Source organism: Enterocloster sp. 210928-DFI.2.20 (assembly GCF_020554465.1).
GTDB classification, from domain to species: domain Bacteria; phylum Bacillota; class Clostridia; order Lachnospirales; family Lachnospiraceae; genus Enterocloster; species Enterocloster bolteae.
The window spans coordinates 126444-145401 of record NZ_JAJCHK010000011.1 but is presented as its reverse complement, the minus strand read 5'-3'; the positions used below and the strand labels follow the sequence as shown (position 1 = coordinate 145401).

Here is an 18958-nt window from a genome sequence, read left to right as displayed (position 1 = left end):
ACTGGTACATGATAAAACGCAGTTATAATCTCTTCTTTTCCGCACTGGTTCTCTGCATTGGGAGCTTGAGCGGCTGTCACCGTTTCCCTGGTTCCGGGAATGAGGTGAATATTGTGGAGCCGAAGGCGCAGAGGGATCTGCCTCAGGGAAAGACGCTGACCTTTTTTGCACCTGTGGAAGGAAAATCCAGCGGAGCCGTATCATACAGAAGGTTAATTGACAAATACAATAAAAGCCATGATGTTCATGTTGTATTTGAGGGCATCGCGACTGCGGACGGCTATAATGAGTATCTTGAGGAACGGTTAAGAACCGGAAAGGGCGATGATATTTTTATTGTCAATGAGGACAGTGTAAAGACCCTTGCACATAATGGGTATTTCCAGGATTTGTCTTCTCTGGAAGCGTTTCAGAAGTTAAACGACAGCGCCAGGGAGGAGGCGGTCATCGGGGATACGGTATATTGCATTCCAATGAATATGACGGCATATGCATTATTTGTCAATATGGATGTGTTAGAGCGGTATGGACTGGAAGCGCCGGACAATCTGGAAGAATTTAAAGTTTGCTGTACTGAGATAAAGGCGCTTGGAGGGACGCCGCTCAGCCTTAGCCGCTGGCATGCTACGGCTGTTCCCACTATCGCCAACGGATTATATAAACTCTATGACGGCCCGGATATCCAAAAACACCTTGAATTGCTGAATTCCGGGGAAGAGCAGATTGGGGATTATATGGTGGAGGGATTTGAGGCATTTCAAACCTCTGTGGAGAACGGTTGGTATGGGGATGGGGTGGATGGGGATGCCGCGGATGCACTGCGCGCGGGAGAGAAGGATATTTCTGATTTCACTTCCGGTATGACCGCATTTTATTTTGGGCCCCTGGAATATATCCCTTTGGTGGAAGAGGCAAATCCCCCGCCCGATTATCATGTACAGGGAATTCCCGTTCCGGGAGGAACGGCATTGCTGATTACTGTAGTTTCCCGCCTCTGCGTTAATCCGGACAGTGATAATCTGGACGAGGCCATGGAGTTTGTGTCATATCTGTCCAGCGAGTATTATAAAGAGAGTATGGAAAATGGAACGATTATTCTGCCCGTTTATAAAAGCTCGGATTTTACGCTGAGCAATGAGAAGATGCGGCCTGCATATGATACATATGTATCAGGAATCAGGATTCCGGCAGAGGATATGCACTTGAAGTTTGGCAGTTGGGATGTTGTGCGGGAATTATGTCTTGAAATGTTTAATGGAAGGACAGCTGTGGAGGCCACAGAGGAATACAATAAAATCCAGCTGGAACAGATTTCCGCATATGATAAACAGGAGAAACACCCTTGAAAATAAAAGAAGGAAGAAAAACGTATAAGTATTTAATTTATATTAGCTGCCTCTGTCTCTTACTGGCGATTGGAGCCATGACGGCTGTAAGCCTGATGAGCGTACAGTCTGTTCGAAAACTGGTGCGGAATACGACGACCAAGAGTATTACGGAGCTGACCGTCAGCAAAGCACAGTTTCTGGATGAAAAGATACATTCAGAGCTGCTGTCCCTTCAGTCCTTTGCCGCAAATCTTGGGGCCTTTGATGATTTGTTTGCCTACCCGGAATTACTGGAAGATTATAAAGAAAAGCACGGGGCGGCCCGCATGTGGATTATTGATACGAATGGAACCTATCAGGACACAGGGGGGATGAATAAGAACTTCGCGGATAAGAAGGAACTATTCACCGAAGCGCTGCAGGGGAACGAGGGAATTACGGATGTATTTCTGGGAGAATTAGGAAGACGTCAGATAATGTTTCAAATACCGATTTATAGAGACGGCAAAGTGGTGGGCGGTCTCTATGAAGCATATCCTGTGGAATTACTGCAGAATGCTTACCACGGTTCTACATACAATGATGCCGGTTACAGCTATGTATTGGATGATAACGGTTCGATTGTGCTGGCCCCGGTCCGTTTCAGCTATCTCCAGATATATAGTACGATTCAGGATGTCTTAAAGGATGGGGAAAATGATGAGGAATCCATCCGGAAATTTTCAGCGGCCCTGCGGTCCCAGGCCAGCGGTACGGCGGTATTTGACTTTGAGGGAGAGAAACAGTTTCTTACCTTTATGCCTCTTATGCAGAAGCATAACTGGTATTATGTATCGGTTATTCCCCTGAGCATGGTGGAAAAAGACGGTACGGCAATTATCATGCACACCATGAAAATGGCTTTTATCATAACCGCGGCAATCGTATTTTCAGTTGCTGTTATTGCTGCGTTTTTTCTGCTGCGCAATAAAAAAAGAAGGGACTACGAACGGTACGTTCAAAATATCAATGAGGCGATTGCGCAAAACATTGATACCGCTATTTTTATAGTGGACGGGCATACCGGCCATGTAGAGTATGCATTTGAAAATGCAGAGAAGATACTGGGCATCAAACCGCAGAATCTTGGAGAAGACTGTGGCCGGTGTTCCGGCAGCTTTTATGAGACGCTATGCAGTGTCTTAAAAGAGCGGATTGATGAGAAAACAGTAAAAACAATTCCGGTGTATAACGATCTGCTGTCCAGACAAATGTGGATTCAAATTGCTGCCCTGCCTGTAAAACTGCTGGGGGAACTAAAGTACATATTTGCCGTTACAGATGTAACCCACGACAGACAGATACGGGAAAATTTAAATGCCGCGGTTGCCGCAGCCGAACATGCCAATGCATCGAAAAGCGTGTTCCTGTCCAACATGTCCCATGATATACGGACACCTATGAATGCAATCGTTGGAATGACAAAGCTGGCGGAGATTCACATTGAGGACCGCGAAAAGGTAAAGGACTGTCTGTATAAGATAGGAATTTCTTCGAAACATTTGTTAGAGTTGATTAACGATGTACTGGATATGTCAAAAATCGAAAGCGGCAAGCTGGTCCTCACTTCGGAATCATTTTCCCTTACGGAGCTGATTCAAAGGAATATTGCGATTGTAAACCCGCAGTACCAGGCAAAAAACCAGGTCTTTGTGACAGAAACAAAGGATATCCGCCATGAATATCTGCTGGGTGATTCCCTGAGGTTTAACCAGGTCTTGTTAAACCTGCTTTCCAATGCCGGTAAGTTTACACCTGAAAATGGAACCATTACGTTAACGGTTAAAGAACTGCCGCAGAAGCATTCAGGCCATGCCGTTTACCGGATTGCAGTAGCTGATACAGGCATCGGCATCAGCCCTGAATTTCTGCCAAAACTCTTTCTGCCCTTTGAAAGGGAGAGAAGCCGGCATCAAAATCAGGCGGAGGGAACCGGACTGGGTCTTGTTATCTCTAAAAATATCATAGCGGCGATGGGGGGCCAGATTTATGTGGAAAGCCGTTTGGGGGAAGGTTCTGTATTTACCGTGGAGGTAGAGCTTCCGCTTTCCAAGGAAGCGGATGACGAGCTTTGCGGCCGGACTGGCCCACGGGACTCCCGAAATATTTTCACAGGCAGGCGTTTTCTTCTGGTGGAAGACAATGAGTTAAACTGTGAGATTGCCTCTCAGCTGCTGGAGGTATCCGGAGCGGCTGTGGAATGCGCTCCCGACGGAGCGGAGGGGGTAAAGGCGTTTGAAGAGAAGGACCCCGGTTATTTTGATGCGATTCTCATGGATATCCAGATGCCGGTCATGAATGGATATGAGGCTGCCAGGCGCATCCGTAAATCCACGCATCCGCAGGCAGGGAGTATTCGGATTATAGCAATGTCCGCCAACACATTTTCGGACGATGTGCATGCAGCGCTGGAATCCGGTATGAATGCACATGTCGGTAAGCCCATTGATATGGATGTGCTTGCAGACGTATTGTCTGCAGTTTTGTAGGTACAGAAGCATTTCGTTCTGACGTTTACATCATATACCAATAACCAAAAGCTTTTTTGCTTCATGAATTCCCTGTGAAATCATAATTTCTATTGTAAAATGAAACTCCCCGGCCATTAGCTCCTCTAATTTCATGGAAAAACCAGCGGCATCTTTTTCGGCCAGGAAAAGGTCAAATTCCTCAAAACAGGAAAGATAGTAGTGGATTCTGCCCTCATCCGTTTTCCATATGTCTTTCAGGGAATATCCCCAAAAGAGCAGCTGAAGCAGCTCTTTGTAGACAGTACGAATGGCCTTATAAGGGGCAAAGCATTTAAGAAGCTCCAGTGTAGCGTAGCCGATTAATTCATACTGCTGACTATTCTTTAAAGCAGCCAAACGTTTTCTGCATGTTTGCAGGCCGTCCTCTGTCAAGGCCTGTATGGTGCCTTCGGCCACGTCCCGGCAGGATAAGGTGAGAAACTGCAGGCTCTGCGCCATATCCAGGAGCCGTTTGCGGACGGCAGGGTTTTTAAAGTCGCAGTTTTTTACAATCTCATGTGAAGGGAGGACTCTTGTGCCAATCCGTTTGGCGGATTTTGTTGCCCCAACGCCGTTTAGCAGGGAAAGCGCCCTGCGGACTGTGCTCACTGAGACCTGTTTCTCTTGGGACAATTTGTTGAGAGAAGGAAGAAGGGTATCAGCAGGGTACACGCCATTGTTGATTGAAACAAGTAAATCCATAGCCAGCGAATAGCAGATCTGGGATGCCTTATTATAAGAATTCCACTGAAATGCGACTTCCTGTTCCGGCGGAGGCATCGTGATTTTTTCATCATAAAACCGGCACAGTGCCAGAGACAGGCTGTCCTGAGAAGCATAAACCAATTCCCGCAGGCAATCCCAGTCCTGTTTTATACAGCAATCCCAAGAACGCGGGAGAAAATCTTTGATTATAAAGGTACGCCATGGATTATCCCGCATATTAAAGAATGGGTTTTCACAGAACATGAAAATCTGCCAGACAAGCCGGAAAAGCAGATTGTTCCCTAGTGCAGTGTAAGCCCGGACAACATGTTCAAACGTGGTTGTCTGGGGCAGTGAATGGCTGTCTTCAAGCTGGCGGAGATTGCCGTAAATCTCAGCAGGAATGTTTTTAAAACCAATCCATTGGGCATGGCCCAGTAGCGGGCGCAGGGATTTACTTAAATCAATCAGGATGTTTTTCCTCTGCGCATAGAACATCTGAATATTCTGTTCAATTTCTTCTTTTCCGTAATTCCTGACTACCGTAGTCCCTATATTTGTGGAAATGGTGACCAAGCCATCCCGCTGCAGCTGCTGATAAGCCGCGCGCATCGTATCAACGGAGACAAAGAAATCAGCGGCGGCGTTTTCGATGGAAGGCAGAACATCACCAAACCCATAGATTCCAAACTGAATGTGTGTTTTTAAAACACTGTAGACAACCTGATACCGTTCCATATTGCCTTTCATGCAGGGCACCTCATTTCGCGTCAATCATTATATGTAAATTAGTATAGCATGAAAAGGAGTGGTTATCTACAGAATGTGAGAATTGTTTCTAAACCATATGTGCAAAGAATAGATGGGGGTGTCGCAAAAGTAGATAAATAATCTACTGGAGCAACAGCTCCTTTTCTGTATAAAAACAGAAAAGCAGGCTCCGAAGAGTCCGCCATCCGTGGTATAATTAAGTACGCGAATAAATAATTACACTACTAAAGATTATACCGAACTTGGCCGCACGTATCAACTGGTTTTGCCATTAAGTTTGGAAGGGCTGGTTCCGAACGATGATTTGGTCTGACTGCTGAGCCACGAATTGGAGGATTTAGACTATACAAAGCTTTATCAGGCCTACCAACTTCATGTGGTTGTTAGCCGGACAAAAAGCGCCGGATCACAGTACCATTGCCCGGTTCCGTTCCGGTTTCTGGGTTTTAACTATCCGAGTGTTACCGCTGATTCAGGATATGAAAGTGAAGAAGGGTACAGCTATCTGCGGGAGGAGGGGCAGCAGCCATACATCAAACCTCAAACCTATGAAAAATGGAAAAAAGGAGTTTTAAAAGGAACTGCGGGTGATCTGCCTGAAAAAGCAGCGCAGCAAAAGTGGGTATGAGTCTGAGGTGACAGTATACGAATGTGAGGACTGCACCGGCTGCCCCTACATAGAAAAATCCAGAATGAGCGGACTGGAAGCTATTTGTTTGATCTAAAAGCGAGTGCATAAATACAAGAAAAGCCGTATGCTTATTAAAGTATACCCAAAATCAGGAGAAAGTCGATCGAAAATGATTTTCTCCTGATTTTTTTCTATATACAGAGTGAGGGTGCCGCTCAATCATCTATTTTGATGATTTTGCGACACCCCCACTTACATAATATTACCCAATTGCACCTGGAAGTACCAGTGCAAATAAAAGGGTTAATATCATAATGGAGATAGACATGATGATTTGTGCTACAGTGTAAGTTTTCAAACCGCCGGTTACGGTAAATCCCGATAAATTACTTACGACCCAGAAACCGCTGTCATTGACATGTCCCACACTGATTCCTCCCGCCAGTGCGGCCAGTGCGATATAGACAGGGTGGATGGACACGCTGGGAGCAATGGTCGCCATGATTGTCATGGCGGTAATACCGGCTACTGTACCGGAACCTTGGGCAATACGGAATATGCAGCCGATAAAATAAGCCAGGAACAATACCTTTATTACGGAACCGCTATTGATGCTCAATGTTGTGACCAGGGCATTTCCGATGTCAGTGGCTGAGATGATGGAACCAAATGAACCTCCGGCTCCAGTTATGAGCAGAACAATACCGGCTTGCTTTAATGCCTCTCCTGCGGATGCCTCAACCTTGTCCCGTCCCAGATACTTGTAACCAATCAGATAGGAACAGAGTGTTCCCAACAGGATAGCAATGATCTTATTGCCGAGGAATTGGGCTACCATAGGTGTCTCGTCATAGATGGCGTCAGCCCCTGTGCCTGTCAGGATACATACAACAGGAATCAGTATGGGAAGAAAGGATACCAGAAAAGAGGGCTGCTTATCTGATTCCAATTCTTTTTCTTCGCTGAACAGTTCCGCGTTGGGGTTCATATCCTTTTCAGGTTTAAAAAAGCCGGTATCATGTATTTTTGTATAGATAAATACGGAAACAACCGTTGCGATAGCTCCGATAATCAGGCCCATGATTACCATGGTTCCCAGATTGAAATGCAGCAGATCCGCTGCAGCCAGAGGGTTGGGGGTAGGAGGCACCAGAGTCTGCGCAATGCCGTCTCCGATGGTGAGAGCTCCTACTACATAGGCCAGAGGTTTGTTCACCTCTTTGGCAACTGCAATGCCAATGGGGATCAGTATGATAAAGGTTACATCGAAGAATACGGGAATAGCCAGTATGAATCCGGCTATTGCCACGGCATACAGTACAAATTTATTGGGAACAGAATGTACAATGGTTTTTGCAATTACCTTAGCAGCTCCGGTATCGCTCATGAGCTGTCCCAGAATCACTCCAAAGCCGATAGGCAGTCCTATGCTGGCCATCATATTGCCAAAACCAGAGGCAATCGTGTCAATGGATGTGACAAAACCCAATCCGCAGGATACGCCCATATAGATACTGGCAATGACTAAGCTGATAGCGGGATTTAGTTTGGGTATAAGTATAAGCGCAATCATCAGAGCGATTGCAACGATTAAGTTAACGACAAGTAATGTACCTGACATAATATCCTCCTCCAATAGATGTTGATTTTATATGTGGACCGTACCTATCCACGGTACGGTTCATTATCTGAATAAAAACAATTACCAAAGATTTCCATCTTCGTTAAAAACCCAGTCTTTCGGCGGGCCGGATACGATTACATGGTTTGATTCTTCCGCTTCCTTTAACATGGACTCAGATATGTAAATCTCCTCTAAGTTCATCGTATCTTTTATTCTCACCACTCTCGGATGTTCGCGGTCAATATAATTGCAGGTGCGCAGGGCAATCTGTATACATGTTTTGTCAGAATGGGTAAACAGCGGTATTTTAGGTGTGCAGAGCACTGTGGATGTCACCACATTTGGATATGTACAGTCCACATCAATTTTATCCACCAGCCGTTTGGTTGTTACGTCTGCAAGCCCCAGTCCGTTGCAGTTTCCATGTGTCTCATCTGTCAGATCCAGAACCGCAATGTGCTGGATTTTAATGCCCTCGTTAATGTAAGGAACAGCAAACCGTCCTGTTATGTTGGGGTCCATGCCATCTCCGCTGATATCTTTGCCAATCCGGTCCACCACCAGAACGTCGATGTTGTCAAAATAAATCTTTCCCAGCCTCTGTTTGGAGGCAATTAGCAGTTTGGGCTCCTCTTCATATATCTCTTCCTTCAGCATACCTTTGATGATACAGGTCTGGTCAAAGGCATTCTCCACCAAAGCCAGAGCTCCGATTACAGGCGCATGTTCCAAAACGACCCTTCCAATGACAGGAAGCATGGTCCCAAGTTCGCAGAAGCCGTTGCGATGGACTGTCTCAGCTCCTTTTTGTTTCCCAAGACCAATAACAGCCATCTTCATGATGCCGCTCTCGTAGGGACCCCTGAAGGCCGTATGGGCTTTTACACGTCCGCATAGTATGATGGCGTCAGCCTCATATGCGTATCGGTCTACATAGACCGGCATACCGTCAGGTGTCTCGCCAACCTGAACCACTTCCATGGTAGCCTTGATAGGGCATCCCATAGTGTCCTCTGTAACATGGTAACTGGCCAGTATTTCACGCTGCCCCTGGGCAGTGGCTCCTCCATGACTTCCCATAGCCGGGAATATGAAGGGACTTCCGCCGCATTCCTTGACAAAATCCACAATGGCCCGGATGATTACTGCTATATTGGCAACTCCGCGGCTTCCGCAGGTTATGGCAACACTTGCGCCTGGTTTGATTCGGGCCCTCAGTTCCTCACGATCAAGTTCACTGCGTACAATTCCCGGAATCTCATTAATATCAATATGGCTATGGTCCAGAAGCTGTTTGACTTTTACCATTTTTGGAAGTCTTACACTGGAAGCCAGTTCTGTTATTATATTTCCTTCTTTCTTAGTCTCTAATGCCATAAGTGCCTCCTCCTGGTGTTAAAGCAGTACACCGTTTTTGAAAATCATGATTTCTCTGTATCCGTAGATTTCATTTTTTGTATGTTGGCCGGATGCCGTTTGTATCATCAGGTCCCAAAGCTCATGGGCTGCATCATCAAACGTTTTTCCGTCCAGTATGGCTCCGGCGTTGTAATCTATCCACCTCTCCTTGCGCTCATAAAGAACATTGTTGGAGGCTATTTTTATGGTAGGAATAGCTGCGCCCAAGGGATTGCCCCTGCCGGTGGTGAAGAACAGGATTTGGGCTCCGCAGGAGAGCAGGTCCGTTATGGATACACTGTCATTTCCGGGACCGGTCATAAGGTTCAGACCTGGTTTTATACAACGCTCCCCATATTGCAGAGTGCCTGTCACCATGGCCTTGCCGCCTTTTTGTATACATCCCAGGGATTTTTCTTCCAGCGTGGTAATACCGCCCCTTTTATTCCCGGGAGAAGGATTCTCATAAACAGGCTGGCCGTAATCCAGATAATATTGTTTGAATCCATTGATTAGTTCCACTACCTGATGAAATGTTTTGTCTGAGTCGGAGCGGTTCATCAGAATGGTCTCAGCGCCAAACATCTCAGGAACCTCGGTCAGGACAGCGCTTCCGTCCAATGCGGTAATGCAGTCGGCAATGCGTCCGCAGAGGGGATTGGCTGTCACTCCTGAGAACGCGTCGGAACCGCCGCATTTAAAAGCGATTTTTAGTTTGCTCACAGGTACATCCTCGCGTTGGTCCTGGCTTAGTTCCTGGGCAAGCTCACGAATCAGCTCCATACCATACTCAAGTTCGTCCCCTTCCACATCCTGAGTCACCATCATTTTAACACGGCTCTCATCAATTTCTCCTAAAACAGGAAGAAAATGTTCTAAATCATTATTTTCGCATCCCAAGCTTACCAACAGTACGCCTCCTGCATTGGGATGATGGACAATGCTGGCCAGGATTTTTTGTGTTGTTTCAAAATCATCACCGAGCTGGGAACACCCTGCGTTGTGGGGATAGGCATAAATGCCGTCACAGAGTTCCCCGCATTCCCTGGCCGCCATGTCGGCCAGCATCCGTACCGTTGTATTGACGCATGATACAGTGGGGATGATCCAAATCTCGTTTCGTATACCCACGTTTCCATCCTTGCGGACGTATCCGCGAAATGTACGTGAAATACCGGAAACATTGGCCGGGCGGGGGATATCAGGCTCATAAGTGTAGGTGAGCATGCCTTTCAGGTTAGTTGCAAGGTTATGACTGTGTACCCATGAGCCCTTTTTGATGGGACAGGAGGCATGTCCGATGGCATATCCGTATTTAATAACCGCTTCCTCTGCTTCTATATCTCTGAGAGCGATTTTGTGTCCGAAGGGGATGTCCTCCTGGGCGGTAACCTCAGTCTGGCCGGCTATAACGGTCTGTCCCCTTTTTATGGACTCTACCGCCACAGCAACATTGTCATGTTCCTCGATTTTTATGAGTTTTCTCTCCATTTGGGAATTCTCCTTTCAATAATATATATTACAAATATATTTGTAATATATCAGACTCTGCAAAAGTATAGGAGAAACCATCTCTGTGGAATTCTCCTATTCAAAATTCTGAATTCTGGCAGGCCGCTGTTAATAGTAGTATTCAAAGGCTTCCTGCTTGGCAGTGAGAATATGTTCTCTTACTGCGTTCTCCAGCTGGCTCTCGTCTCTGAGTCGGAGAGCCTCCAGGATGGCAAGATGCTCATTGATGGACCTCTGGTAATTCATGTTGCGTTGGGATGTAAGGATACGGATTCTGTGGTTATGGTCATTTACCACCCGGAACATGTCCTTCAGCATAAAGTTATTGGTATGGCTAGTCAGGGTATCATGAAGTTCCCGGTCCAACTCAATGTAATAATCCCGCTGCTGTTCGCCCTCCTTTTCATGAAATGTTGTGGAGAAGGAGGTGTACATATGATCAATCCATTCATTGACAATGTAGCGGCAGGCTGAACGGGCAATAAACGGTTCGTTCAGCAGTCTGACTTCATAGATGGAGTAGATCAAATCCAGTGTAATGTCACTGACAAGCGTGCCACGCCTTGGATAAATCATCACAAAGTGTTCTTTCTCCAGCTTTTGTATGGCCTCGCGGATAGGGGTTCTGCTGACTCCCAGTTCCTTTTGGAGCTGTTCTTCCGAAACATCACTAAGAGGAGGCATCTGTCCGGATATAATTCTATTTTTTAGTTCCTGATATGCATAGTCTGATTTGTTTTCCAACGTCCTCTCCTTTCTGCTGGTATATGGGAAATATATCACAAATATTTAAAAAACACAATATTTCTTTGCGGTTTCTTTGAAAATTGTAAAGTATGCACATTTTTTCAATGGTTTTTTTGTGAGTTTTTAAATATGGAAGAATTGTTCGGAGAATGGTATCATAGAATTAATATATCACAAATATATCACTAATATTTTATCGACCTATTCAGTATTTTAATTTATGCACGAGGAGGCAGCAGTACATATGGAACACTATCTGATTACCATTGACAGCGGAACAACGAACACCCGAGTTGCTCTGTGGAACCAAAAGAAGGCATGCGTGGATATTTATAAGAGCGAAATTGGAGTCAGAGTCACAGCTGTAGAGGGTAACAATAAAAGGCTGGCCGGAGCCATACGTGAAGGCATCCAGACATTATTAAATAGAAATAATCTGACAATCCATCAGATTGCATCTGTTTATGCATCCGGTATGATTACTTCCAATGTAGGACTTACAGAGGTTCCGCATATAGAGGCTCCTGCAGGATTAGAGGATTTTGCGGCAGCGGTGAGAGCTGTGCTCATTCCGGAGGTGTTTGAACTCCCCATTCATTTCATCCCGGGCCTGAAAAATTCCAATGCTGTGGATATGGATACCCTGGAATCCATGGATATTATGAGAGGGGAGGAGACAGAGGCACTGGCTTTGCTATCTCTTATCACGGTAAAAGGGGCTGTCCTTCTCGCGCTGCCCGGTTCGCACAATAAGTTCGTGACTACGGATCGATCGGGGAGACTGACGGGGTGTCTGACCACCTTGTCCGGAGAGCTGCTGTCAGCCATCACCAATCATACCATTATAGCGGATGCGGTTAACCATTCCTTTGCTTCTGCTCATTATAACTGGGAAATGGTGCTGAAGGGCTTTAAGACAGCACGGGATACCAGTCTGACCAGGGCGGTATTTACAACCCGTATTCTGAACCAATGTCTGTCCGCATCTCCAAAAGATTGCGCCGGTTACCTGCTGGGAGCAGTGCTTTCTTCTGATATAAGTGCTGTTAAAAAGAGCAGCGCGCTCATGCTGAGCCCGGACATGCAGGTGGTAGTGGCCGGGAAGGAACCTCTTAGGAGCGCCTTGACCAGGCTGTTTGAGGAAGATGGTTCATTCTCTGATGTGTCAGGGTATGATTCGGGAGAATTGCTGCTCTCCGGATACGGGGCGCTGCTTATAGCTGTTTATAATGGAGATTTTTAGGGAGGATAGGATAATGGATGAGAGAAATAGGCAGCAGATGATTCTGCAGATGATTAGGAAGGAAAAAATAGTTGCAATTGTAAGAGGTATCCCATCCGGGCTGATCCTGGATACGGGACGGGCTCTGGCAGACGGCGGAATTTGCATGATGGAAGTCACCTTTGATCACAGCGGACCTGAGGGAATAAGGGAGACGCTCCATTCAATCGCATTGCTGAAGGAACACCTGTCCGAACGTATGCATATTGGCGCCGGTACGGTTCTCACAGCAGAGGAAGCAGAAGAGGCTTATAGAAGCGGTGCAGAGTATATCATATCTCCTAATGTTGACAGAAGTGTGATTGAGAAGACAAAGGAACTGGGACTTATATCCATGCCTGGTGCATTTACGCCTTCTGAGATTGTGGATGCGTATAATTATGGGGGCGATATCATCAAATTGTTTCCAGCAGGACTTTTAGGAGTATCCTACATAAAGGCGGTCCGTGGTCCACTATCCCACATTCCGATGGCAGCAGTGGGAGGCGTGACCCCGGAAAATATATGCCAGTTTACTGCCGCCGGTGTTGCCTGCTTTGGGATAGGGAGCAATCTTGTAAACCAATCACTGACAGTCAGCCATGATTTTGAAAATCTGACTGAAAGGGCACTGGCTTTCCGGAACGCTTTGGGAGAATAGAAGTAAAGAAAGAATTGTCTTATGTATGCCTTCGGTTATTAACCGGAGGCTTTTTCTATGATTATTAAACGCCCTGAAAAATACTGGTTAATCAGAAAAACTAATTGATGTATTGGTATAGTTAATTATTGTTAATGTTTGACAGTTTTATACGAAGGGGTTAAAATCATAGTTAGTGTTTATCTAAGCAGACATTAAACGGATGTTATCTCTGAATGACTTTTACACCATAAGGCTTATTTTAATCCCGCTGCTTTCTGATATCCGCTTTGGAATGTGGCATATACGGAACACGATAAATTTTAAAGTACAAAGGAGGGGGATTAAATGGGGAGGATAATCAGGAAATTAGGCGGGGTTTTTGTTCCAATCATTTTTTGCACAGCTCTTATATTTACAGCGCATATGTCACTTGATTTAACGGATGATTTACAGGGGAATGCCAGGGTCATAAATTATATTGGTATCGTTCGGGGAGCAACACAGAGACTGATTAAAAAGGAATTGAATCATGTACCGGATGACGAGTTGATTTATTTTCTGGATAACATATTGTCAGGACTTTCAAGCGGGAGTGATGAATTAAATCTGATAAAACTGGATAGCGAAGAATTCCAAACCATGTTAATAGAAATGCAAAATGACTGGGAAGATATTAAAGCGCAGATATACAATTATCGGAAAGATCCTTCCAATCAGATGCTTTATGAATTGAGTGAAGATTATTTTAGATTAGCCAATGATACAGTGTTTACGGCTGAAGAATATACGGAACATACGGTACAGAATGCAAGAAAGTCACTGGTGATCACCAATATTATATTTGGATTAATGGCTTTTGGCTGTTCTGTTTTTACCATTTGCCAGGAAAAGCGCCGGAAAAAATTAATTGAGGCTGAAAAGGAAAATATAAAAAAGAGCGAGCAGTTGTCAAGAAGAGCCCAGGAGTTAATGGCGCCTATGAATGAGATATCAGAATTAATGTATGTCTCAGACATAAATACGTATGAACTGCTGTTTGTCAATGAAGCGGGAAAGAGAATGTTTCAGATTGACGACAGCCAGCCGAATATAAAATGCTATAAAGTTTTACAGGGATTTGAAGAACCCTGTCCTTTTTGTACCAATAAGCTGCTTAAAGCGGATGAAACATATTCCTGGGAGTATACAAACCCTATAATAAAAAAACATTATCTTTTGAAAGACCGCCTGATTGAATGGGATGGACGCACAGTCCGGATGGAAATTGCTTTTGATATTACAGAAGCTAATAATGAAAAAAATGAATTAAAAAGAAGACTGAAAAGAGATGATATACGCCTTGCATGTGTAAGGGAACTTTATAATAATCGCAACATACAAAGCGCAATCACAAAGGTTCTGCAATATATAGGAACACTGTTTTCGGCAGAACGTTCCTATGTTTTCCGGTTTCATGACCAGTATTATTCTAACATCGCAGAATGGTGTAAAGAAGGTGTTTTGCCACAAATAGACAATTTACAGAATATCCCAATCGGTGATTATCAAGTATGGCTGGATGAGTTGGACAAGCACAAAAAGCTGGTTATTAATGATATTGAAGAAATAAAGGATACATTCCCGAAGGGCTATGAACTGCTTGTCCAACAGGGAATACGAAATATTATATGGGTACCCATGATGAAGAATGGAAAAGTAAATGGGTCAATAGGCCTGGATAATCAGGATTTGGGCCTGGCTGAAGTAGCGGTTCCATTTTTGCAGACTATCCAGTATTTTCTTTCTCTGACCATGCAGCGAAATGAAAATGAAACAATGTTATTTGAGATGAGCCAAATAGACCGGTTAACTTCTTTTTACAATAGAAACCGTTTTATACAGGATGTATCTGAATTAAAAGAGTGCAAAGAATCTGTAGGAGTGGTCTATTTAGATATTAATGGGCTTAAAGAGATTAATGATTCCTTTGGCCATGACACGGGGGATAAGATGATTAAGGAATGCGCTGATATTGTGAAAAACAGCGTTGATTCAAAGTACCTTTACCGTATTGGCGGCGATGAGTTTGTAATAATTTATGTGGATATTACCGAGGAATCCTTTTGCGATAATGTTCAGCTGTTAAAAAATGCTTTTGAGAAGAGCAAATGTCAGGCAGCCATAGGATGCAGATGGAATGAAGAATGCACTCATATTCAGGATATTATCAAAGAAGCGGATGAATTAATGTATGATGATAAAAAGCGGTTCTATCAGGGACACCATGCAACTGGCCGCTACAGGCATAATAATGACATACTGCGCTCCTTGGCTGAGCCTGATGTGCTAAACGAAAAAATAGAGAATCATAATTTCAAAGTGTATTTGCAGCCTAAAATAAATGTGGAAGATTGCAGGATGGTGGGTGCAGAAGCATTGATACGTTACCGGGATGAAAATGGAGCGATCATAGCACCAGATAAATTCATTCCAGTTTTAGAAGACACATACCTGATCAGTAAGATTGACTATTATGTATTTGAGGAGGTATGCAAAACCCTGAGTATCTGGGCCAGGCAGGGGAAGTCTGCCGTTACAATCTCCAGTAATTTTTCAAAGCTCACTTTTATGGACGATCGTTTTATAAAAAGATTGGAAGAGATCAGCGACAAATATCATGTTCAAAGAAATTATTTGGAAATAGAGATTACTGAGAGCGCCAATTTTACAAATTTGGACACATTGGTAACAAGAATCAATCAAATAAGAGATTCTGGATTCAGAGTTGCAATGGATGACTTTGGGGTGGAAAGTTCAAATTTAGCGCTGCTGTCATTAGTGAAATTCGATATATTAAAAATAGATAAAGGGTTTGTAAAAGATATTATTTCAAATAAAAGAGCACAGATAATAATTGGGATGATGACAAGAATGTGCAGTGAAATGGGAATTCAGTTAGTTGCTGAAGGGATAGAGGACGGGCAGCAATTTGAGGTTCTAAGAGAATATGGTGTCAAAACTGTGCAGGGCTATTTGTTTAGCAGGCCTGTATCAATTTCAGAGTATGAAGAAAAGTATATGCAGGGGCTCTGATGCCCAGGAGGATATTCCAGCGGATGAATTCAGGCTGCAGCAATGCGTTAATAAAGCAGGGATTGAAACTTTATTTCTTCCTGCAGCCTGAGGGCCTGCAATGTTTTTGTGGACGGAACATAAATGCAGTAAACGGGGCTATATTAAATATCTTTTTAACATGCGGGTCAATTCCATAACGTCAATAGGCTTTGCAATATGAGCGTTCATACCGCATTCCAGGCAATGCTGTATATCATCCGAAAAAGCATCCGCACTCATAGCAATAATTGGAACAGATAAGGCATCCGGATGCTCCAGTCCCCTGATTGCTTTCGTGGCCTCATATCCTGTCATATGCGGCATCCTTATATCCATGAGAATAGCATCGTAATATCCCTCGGGTGACTTTTGGAATTTATCCAGACAAATCTGGCCATCCTCGGCCCAATCCAATACCACTCCCAAATCAGATAACAGCTCATTTGCAATCTCCCAGTTAAGTTCATTATCCTCGGCGAGAAGGATGCGGCGCCCGGACAGCTCCATACCCTGGTTCAATGTCCGGCTATTTGGTGTATCAACTCCCATATATTGGCGCAGCGCATAGAACAATGTGGATTTAAACAGAGGCTTGGAAATGAAGCCGCTGATACCCGCCTCCCGTGCTTCCGCTTCAAATTCGCTCCAGTCGTATGCAGAAATAAGCAGTATAGGTACTTCATCTCCTAAATTGCGCCGTAGTTCTCTGGCAACCTGAATCCCATTCATGCCAGGCAGTTTCCAATCTAACAGGATTATTTGATAATCGTCCCTTCTGCTGTGGTGTTGGATTACCAAATCTATGGCCTTTTCCCCGCTTAATGTCCATTCAGCTTTTATACCAATAGATTTCAGCGCATTCATAGCTGTTCTGCACAATAGCTCGTCATCGTCAACCACCAGCATATTCCAGGAAGGGAGCACCATATCCACCTCCATTGCGGCAGCTTTTTCAAAATCAAATGTAATACGGAATTCAGTACCTTTGCCAATTTCACTTTGAACCTCAATGCCTCCTTCCATCGCGTCTACAATGTACTTTGTAATCGCCATTCCCAAACCTGCACCCTCTGTTTTATGTACCCTGGCACCATCTGCCCGGCTATAGGATTCATATATTTTTTTCAGAAAATCCTGTGACATGCCGATTCCATTATCCTTGACATTGATATGAATTCGAACATAGTTTTCTCCTTTTGGAGATTTTTCTTCAGAAAGGGATAATCGTATGGCTCCTCCCTCCGGTGTATACTTGGTTGCATTCGACAAGAGGTTCAATAATACCTGGTTCAGGCGTACACCGTCGCACCATACATTTTCTGTTAATATATTATCAACATGAATATCAAAGGTTTGTTTTTTTGCCTTCACTTGTGGCTGCATAATGTTAACAATGCCTTCAGTAACTTCTTGCAAAGAAATCTGCTCGGTTGTTAACGTCAATTTACCACTTTCAATTTTAGACATATCTAAAACATCATTAATCAGCCCTAATAGATGTTTGCTGGACAATGTGATTTTTCTCAGACAACTCTGTACCTGTTCCCGGTCATCCATGTGGGCTGTTGCAATGGCGGTCATGCCTACTATTGCATTCATGGGGGTACGGATATCATGGCTCATATTGGCTAAAAATTCACTTTTGGCCTTGCTGGACTCAAGTGCTGTCTGACGGGCCTTTTCCAGTTCATGCAGCTGAGAACGGGTCATGGAGTAATACCGAAGAAAAATCAATGTCAAAATAAATAGAACAGAAGCGCAGGACAGCAACGTCATGACCATACGCTGACTGCTCAGACTGTTTATGGTATCGTCCAATATACCATAAGGCATTACCGCTACCAAATACCATTCAGAATAAGGCAATGGTATGCCATAAATTTGCCGTTCTTCCCCATTCACTTCAAATGTGGCAGCATACTTTTTATGATCTTTCAGAGCAATACCAAATTCATCAATAGAATTTTCTTCAGATGAATCGTTTTCTGCAAGAGCAAGATGCTTTTGCAGCTCTTCAAAAAAAGGCCACAGTTCGGTGTTGGGATTTTGTATTACAAAACTGCCGTCCGGCCTGATAATATGGTAATACATCAGCTGCCCTTTATCCTCCAGGGAAAGAAAATCAGTGATGTATTCCAGCGGCACCGCTGCTATCAGGCCAGTGCTCATATCGCCATTCTGCATAGGATAAGCAGCATCAACACCAAATAATACCACTTCATTTTCATCTGAATCAACACCTACGGCAACTCGCTGTTCACTCTGTAATAATGCTTCTACAAAAGGTTCTGGGTTGAGCGGCTGTATTGGGTGTCCGTAAAGAGTTTCGAAATTTCCCTCAGCAGAACAAAGCGCTAAATAGTCAAAATCCCTGACCTGTGCCCTGTAAATGAGTTCCTCATATAGTGCCTCTTTGTCGTTGTTATCTGTTGAAACCACAGAGACAATGCCGCTGACCTGATCAAAACGCAATTTAATTACTGTTTCAAAGTGTCGGGACATTTGTTCATTCATTCCGGACATATAGATCTCTCCAACTTTGTAAACGGCCTTTCTGCTCTTTTGACTCATATAAATTCCCAGAATGCTGAAAATAACAATACTAAAGATAAGGAGCCCAATGAAGCTGTATATCAGAAATTGTATCGTAGTATCATTTTTTTGTCTGCCTGCCATTGACGTTATTCCTCCCTAAT

Annotated in this window: 12 protein-coding genes and 1 pseudogene; 7 read left to right on the top strand and 6 right to left on the bottom strand. The window is 44.2% G+C overall.

Features of this window, described 5'->3' with window-relative positions; genetic code table 11:
- The first annotated feature begins 8 nt into the window (after positions 1 to 8).
- Positions 9 to 1346, top strand: coding sequence for an ABC transporter substrate-binding protein (locus LI015_RS12350; protein WP_227125190.1), 1338 nt, complete (start codon positions 9 to 11; stop codon positions 1344 to 1346).
- Positions 1343 to 3856, top strand: a complete 2514-nt coding sequence (locus tag LI015_RS12345) for a hybrid sensor histidine kinase/response regulator (protein ID WP_002565997.1) — start codon at positions 1343 to 1345, stop codon at positions 3854 to 3856. The genes LI015_RS12350 and LI015_RS12345 overlap by 4 nt, the downstream gene beginning before the upstream one ends.
- Before the next feature lie 30 nt (positions 3857 to 3886).
- On the opposite strand, the gene LI015_RS12340 is transcribed toward LI015_RS12345, so the two are convergent.
- Positions 3887 to 5332: a GntR family transcriptional regulator gene (locus LI015_RS12340; protein ID WP_002565996.1), complete on the bottom strand. Its 1446-nt coding sequence runs from the start codon at positions 5330 to 5332 to the stop codon at positions 3887 to 3889.
- 229 nt (positions 5333 to 5561) lie between these two features.
- Between LI015_RS12340 and LI015_RS29010 the strand changes: the two are divergent.
- Positions 5562 to 5793, top strand: a pseudogene (locus LI015_RS29010) (IS5/IS1182 family transposase); the annotation flags it as partial.
- A 147-nt stretch (positions 5794 to 5940) separates the two neighbouring features.
- Positions 5941 to 6078 carry a hypothetical protein gene (locus tag LI015_RS29005; protein WP_415824377.1) on the top strand — a complete coding sequence of 46 codons (138 nt, stop codon included), beginning with the start codon at positions 5941 to 5943 and terminating at the stop codon, positions 6076 to 6078.
- A gap of 168 nt (positions 6079 to 6246) precedes the next feature.
- On the opposite strand, the gene LI015_RS12330 is transcribed toward LI015_RS29005, so the two are convergent.
- The 4 genes from LI015_RS12330 to LI015_RS12315 form a co-directional block, all read right to left on the bottom strand.
- A complete protein-coding gene (locus LI015_RS12330; protein WP_119205030.1) occupies positions 6247 to 7605 on the bottom strand; it encodes a GntP family permease in 1359 nt (452 codons plus the stop codon).
- An 81-nt stretch (positions 7606 to 7686) separates the two neighbouring features.
- Entirely contained in the window at positions 7687 to 8985 is a 1299-nt protein-coding gene (locus tag LI015_RS12325; RefSeq protein WP_227125188.1) for a lactate racemase domain-containing protein, read from the bottom strand.
- An 18-nt stretch (positions 8986 to 9003) separates the two neighbouring features.
- Positions 9004 to 10497 carry a UxaA family hydrolase gene (locus LI015_RS12320; RefSeq protein ID WP_227125186.1) on the bottom strand — a complete coding sequence of 498 codons (1494 nt, stop codon included), beginning with the start codon at positions 10495 to 10497 and terminating at the stop codon, positions 9004 to 9006.
- A 129-nt stretch (positions 10498 to 10626) separates the two neighbouring features.
- Positions 10627 to 11262, bottom strand: coding sequence for a GntR family transcriptional regulator (locus LI015_RS12315; protein ID WP_054354058.1), 636 nt, complete (start codon positions 11260 to 11262; stop codon positions 10627 to 10629).
- 247 nt (positions 11263 to 11509) lie between these two features.
- Between LI015_RS12315 and LI015_RS12310 the strand changes: the two genes are divergently transcribed.
- From LI015_RS12310 to LI015_RS12300, 3 genes are all read left to right on the top strand, one after another.
- Entirely contained in the window at positions 11510 to 12508 is a 999-nt protein-coding gene (locus LI015_RS12310; protein ID WP_002569568.1) for a 2-dehydro-3-deoxygalactonokinase, read from the top strand.
- Between the two features lie 13 nt (positions 12509 to 12521).
- Positions 12522 to 13187: a bifunctional 4-hydroxy-2-oxoglutarate aldolase/2-dehydro-3-deoxy-phosphogluconate aldolase gene (locus LI015_RS12305; RefSeq protein WP_002571280.1), complete on the top strand. Its 666-nt coding sequence runs from the start codon at positions 12522 to 12524 to the stop codon at positions 13185 to 13187.
- Between the two features lie 327 nt (positions 13188 to 13514).
- Positions 13515 to 16241, top strand: a complete 2727-nt coding sequence (locus LI015_RS12300; RefSeq protein WP_227125184.1) for a sensor domain-containing phosphodiesterase — start codon at positions 13515 to 13517, stop codon at positions 16239 to 16241.
- 138 nt (positions 16242 to 16379) lie between these two features.
- Here the strand turns inward: LI015_RS12300 and LI015_RS12295 are convergent, their stop codons facing one another.
- Positions 16380 to 18938: a response regulator gene (locus LI015_RS12295; RefSeq protein ID WP_227125182.1), complete on the bottom strand. Its 2559-nt coding sequence runs from the start codon at positions 18936 to 18938 to the stop codon at positions 16380 to 16382.
- Positions 18939 to 18958: the final 20 nt, after the last annotated feature.

Bases quoted from the DNA above. Each gene is read 5' to 3' on its own strand.
- LI015_RS12320 (WP_227125186.1), bottom strand. From the start codon at position 10,497: ATGGAGAGAAAACTCATAAAAATCGAGGAACATGACAATGTTGCTGTG.
- LI015_RS12310 (WP_002569568.1), top strand. From the start codon at position 11,510: ATGGAACACTATCTGATTACCATTGACAGCGGAACAACGAACACCCGA.
- LI015_RS12305 (WP_002571280.1), top strand. From the start codon at position 12,522: ATGGATGAGAGAAATAGGCAGCAGATGATTCTGCAGATGATTAGGAAG.
- LI015_RS12300 (WP_227125184.1), top strand. From the start codon at position 13,515: ATGGGGAGGATAATCAGGAAATTAGGCGGGGTTTTTGTTCCAATCATT.
- LI015_RS12340 (WP_002565996.1), bottom strand. From the start codon at position 5,332: ATGAAAGGCAATATGGAACGGTATCAGGTTGTCTACAGTGTTTTAAAA.
- LI015_RS12325 (WP_227125188.1), bottom strand. From the start codon at position 8,985: ATGGCATTAGAGACTAAGAAAGAAGGAAATATAATAACAGAACTGGCT.
- LI015_RS12330 (WP_119205030.1), bottom strand. From the start codon at position 7,605: ATGTCAGGTACATTACTTGTCGTTAACTTAATCGTTGCAATCGCTCTG.
- LI015_RS12350 (WP_227125190.1), top strand. From the start codon at position 9: ATGATAAAACGCAGTTATAATCTCTTCTTTTCCGCACTGGTTCTCTGC.
- LI015_RS12295 (WP_227125182.1), bottom strand. From the start codon at position 18,938: ATGGCAGGCAGACAAAAAAATGATACTACGATACAATTTCTGATATAC.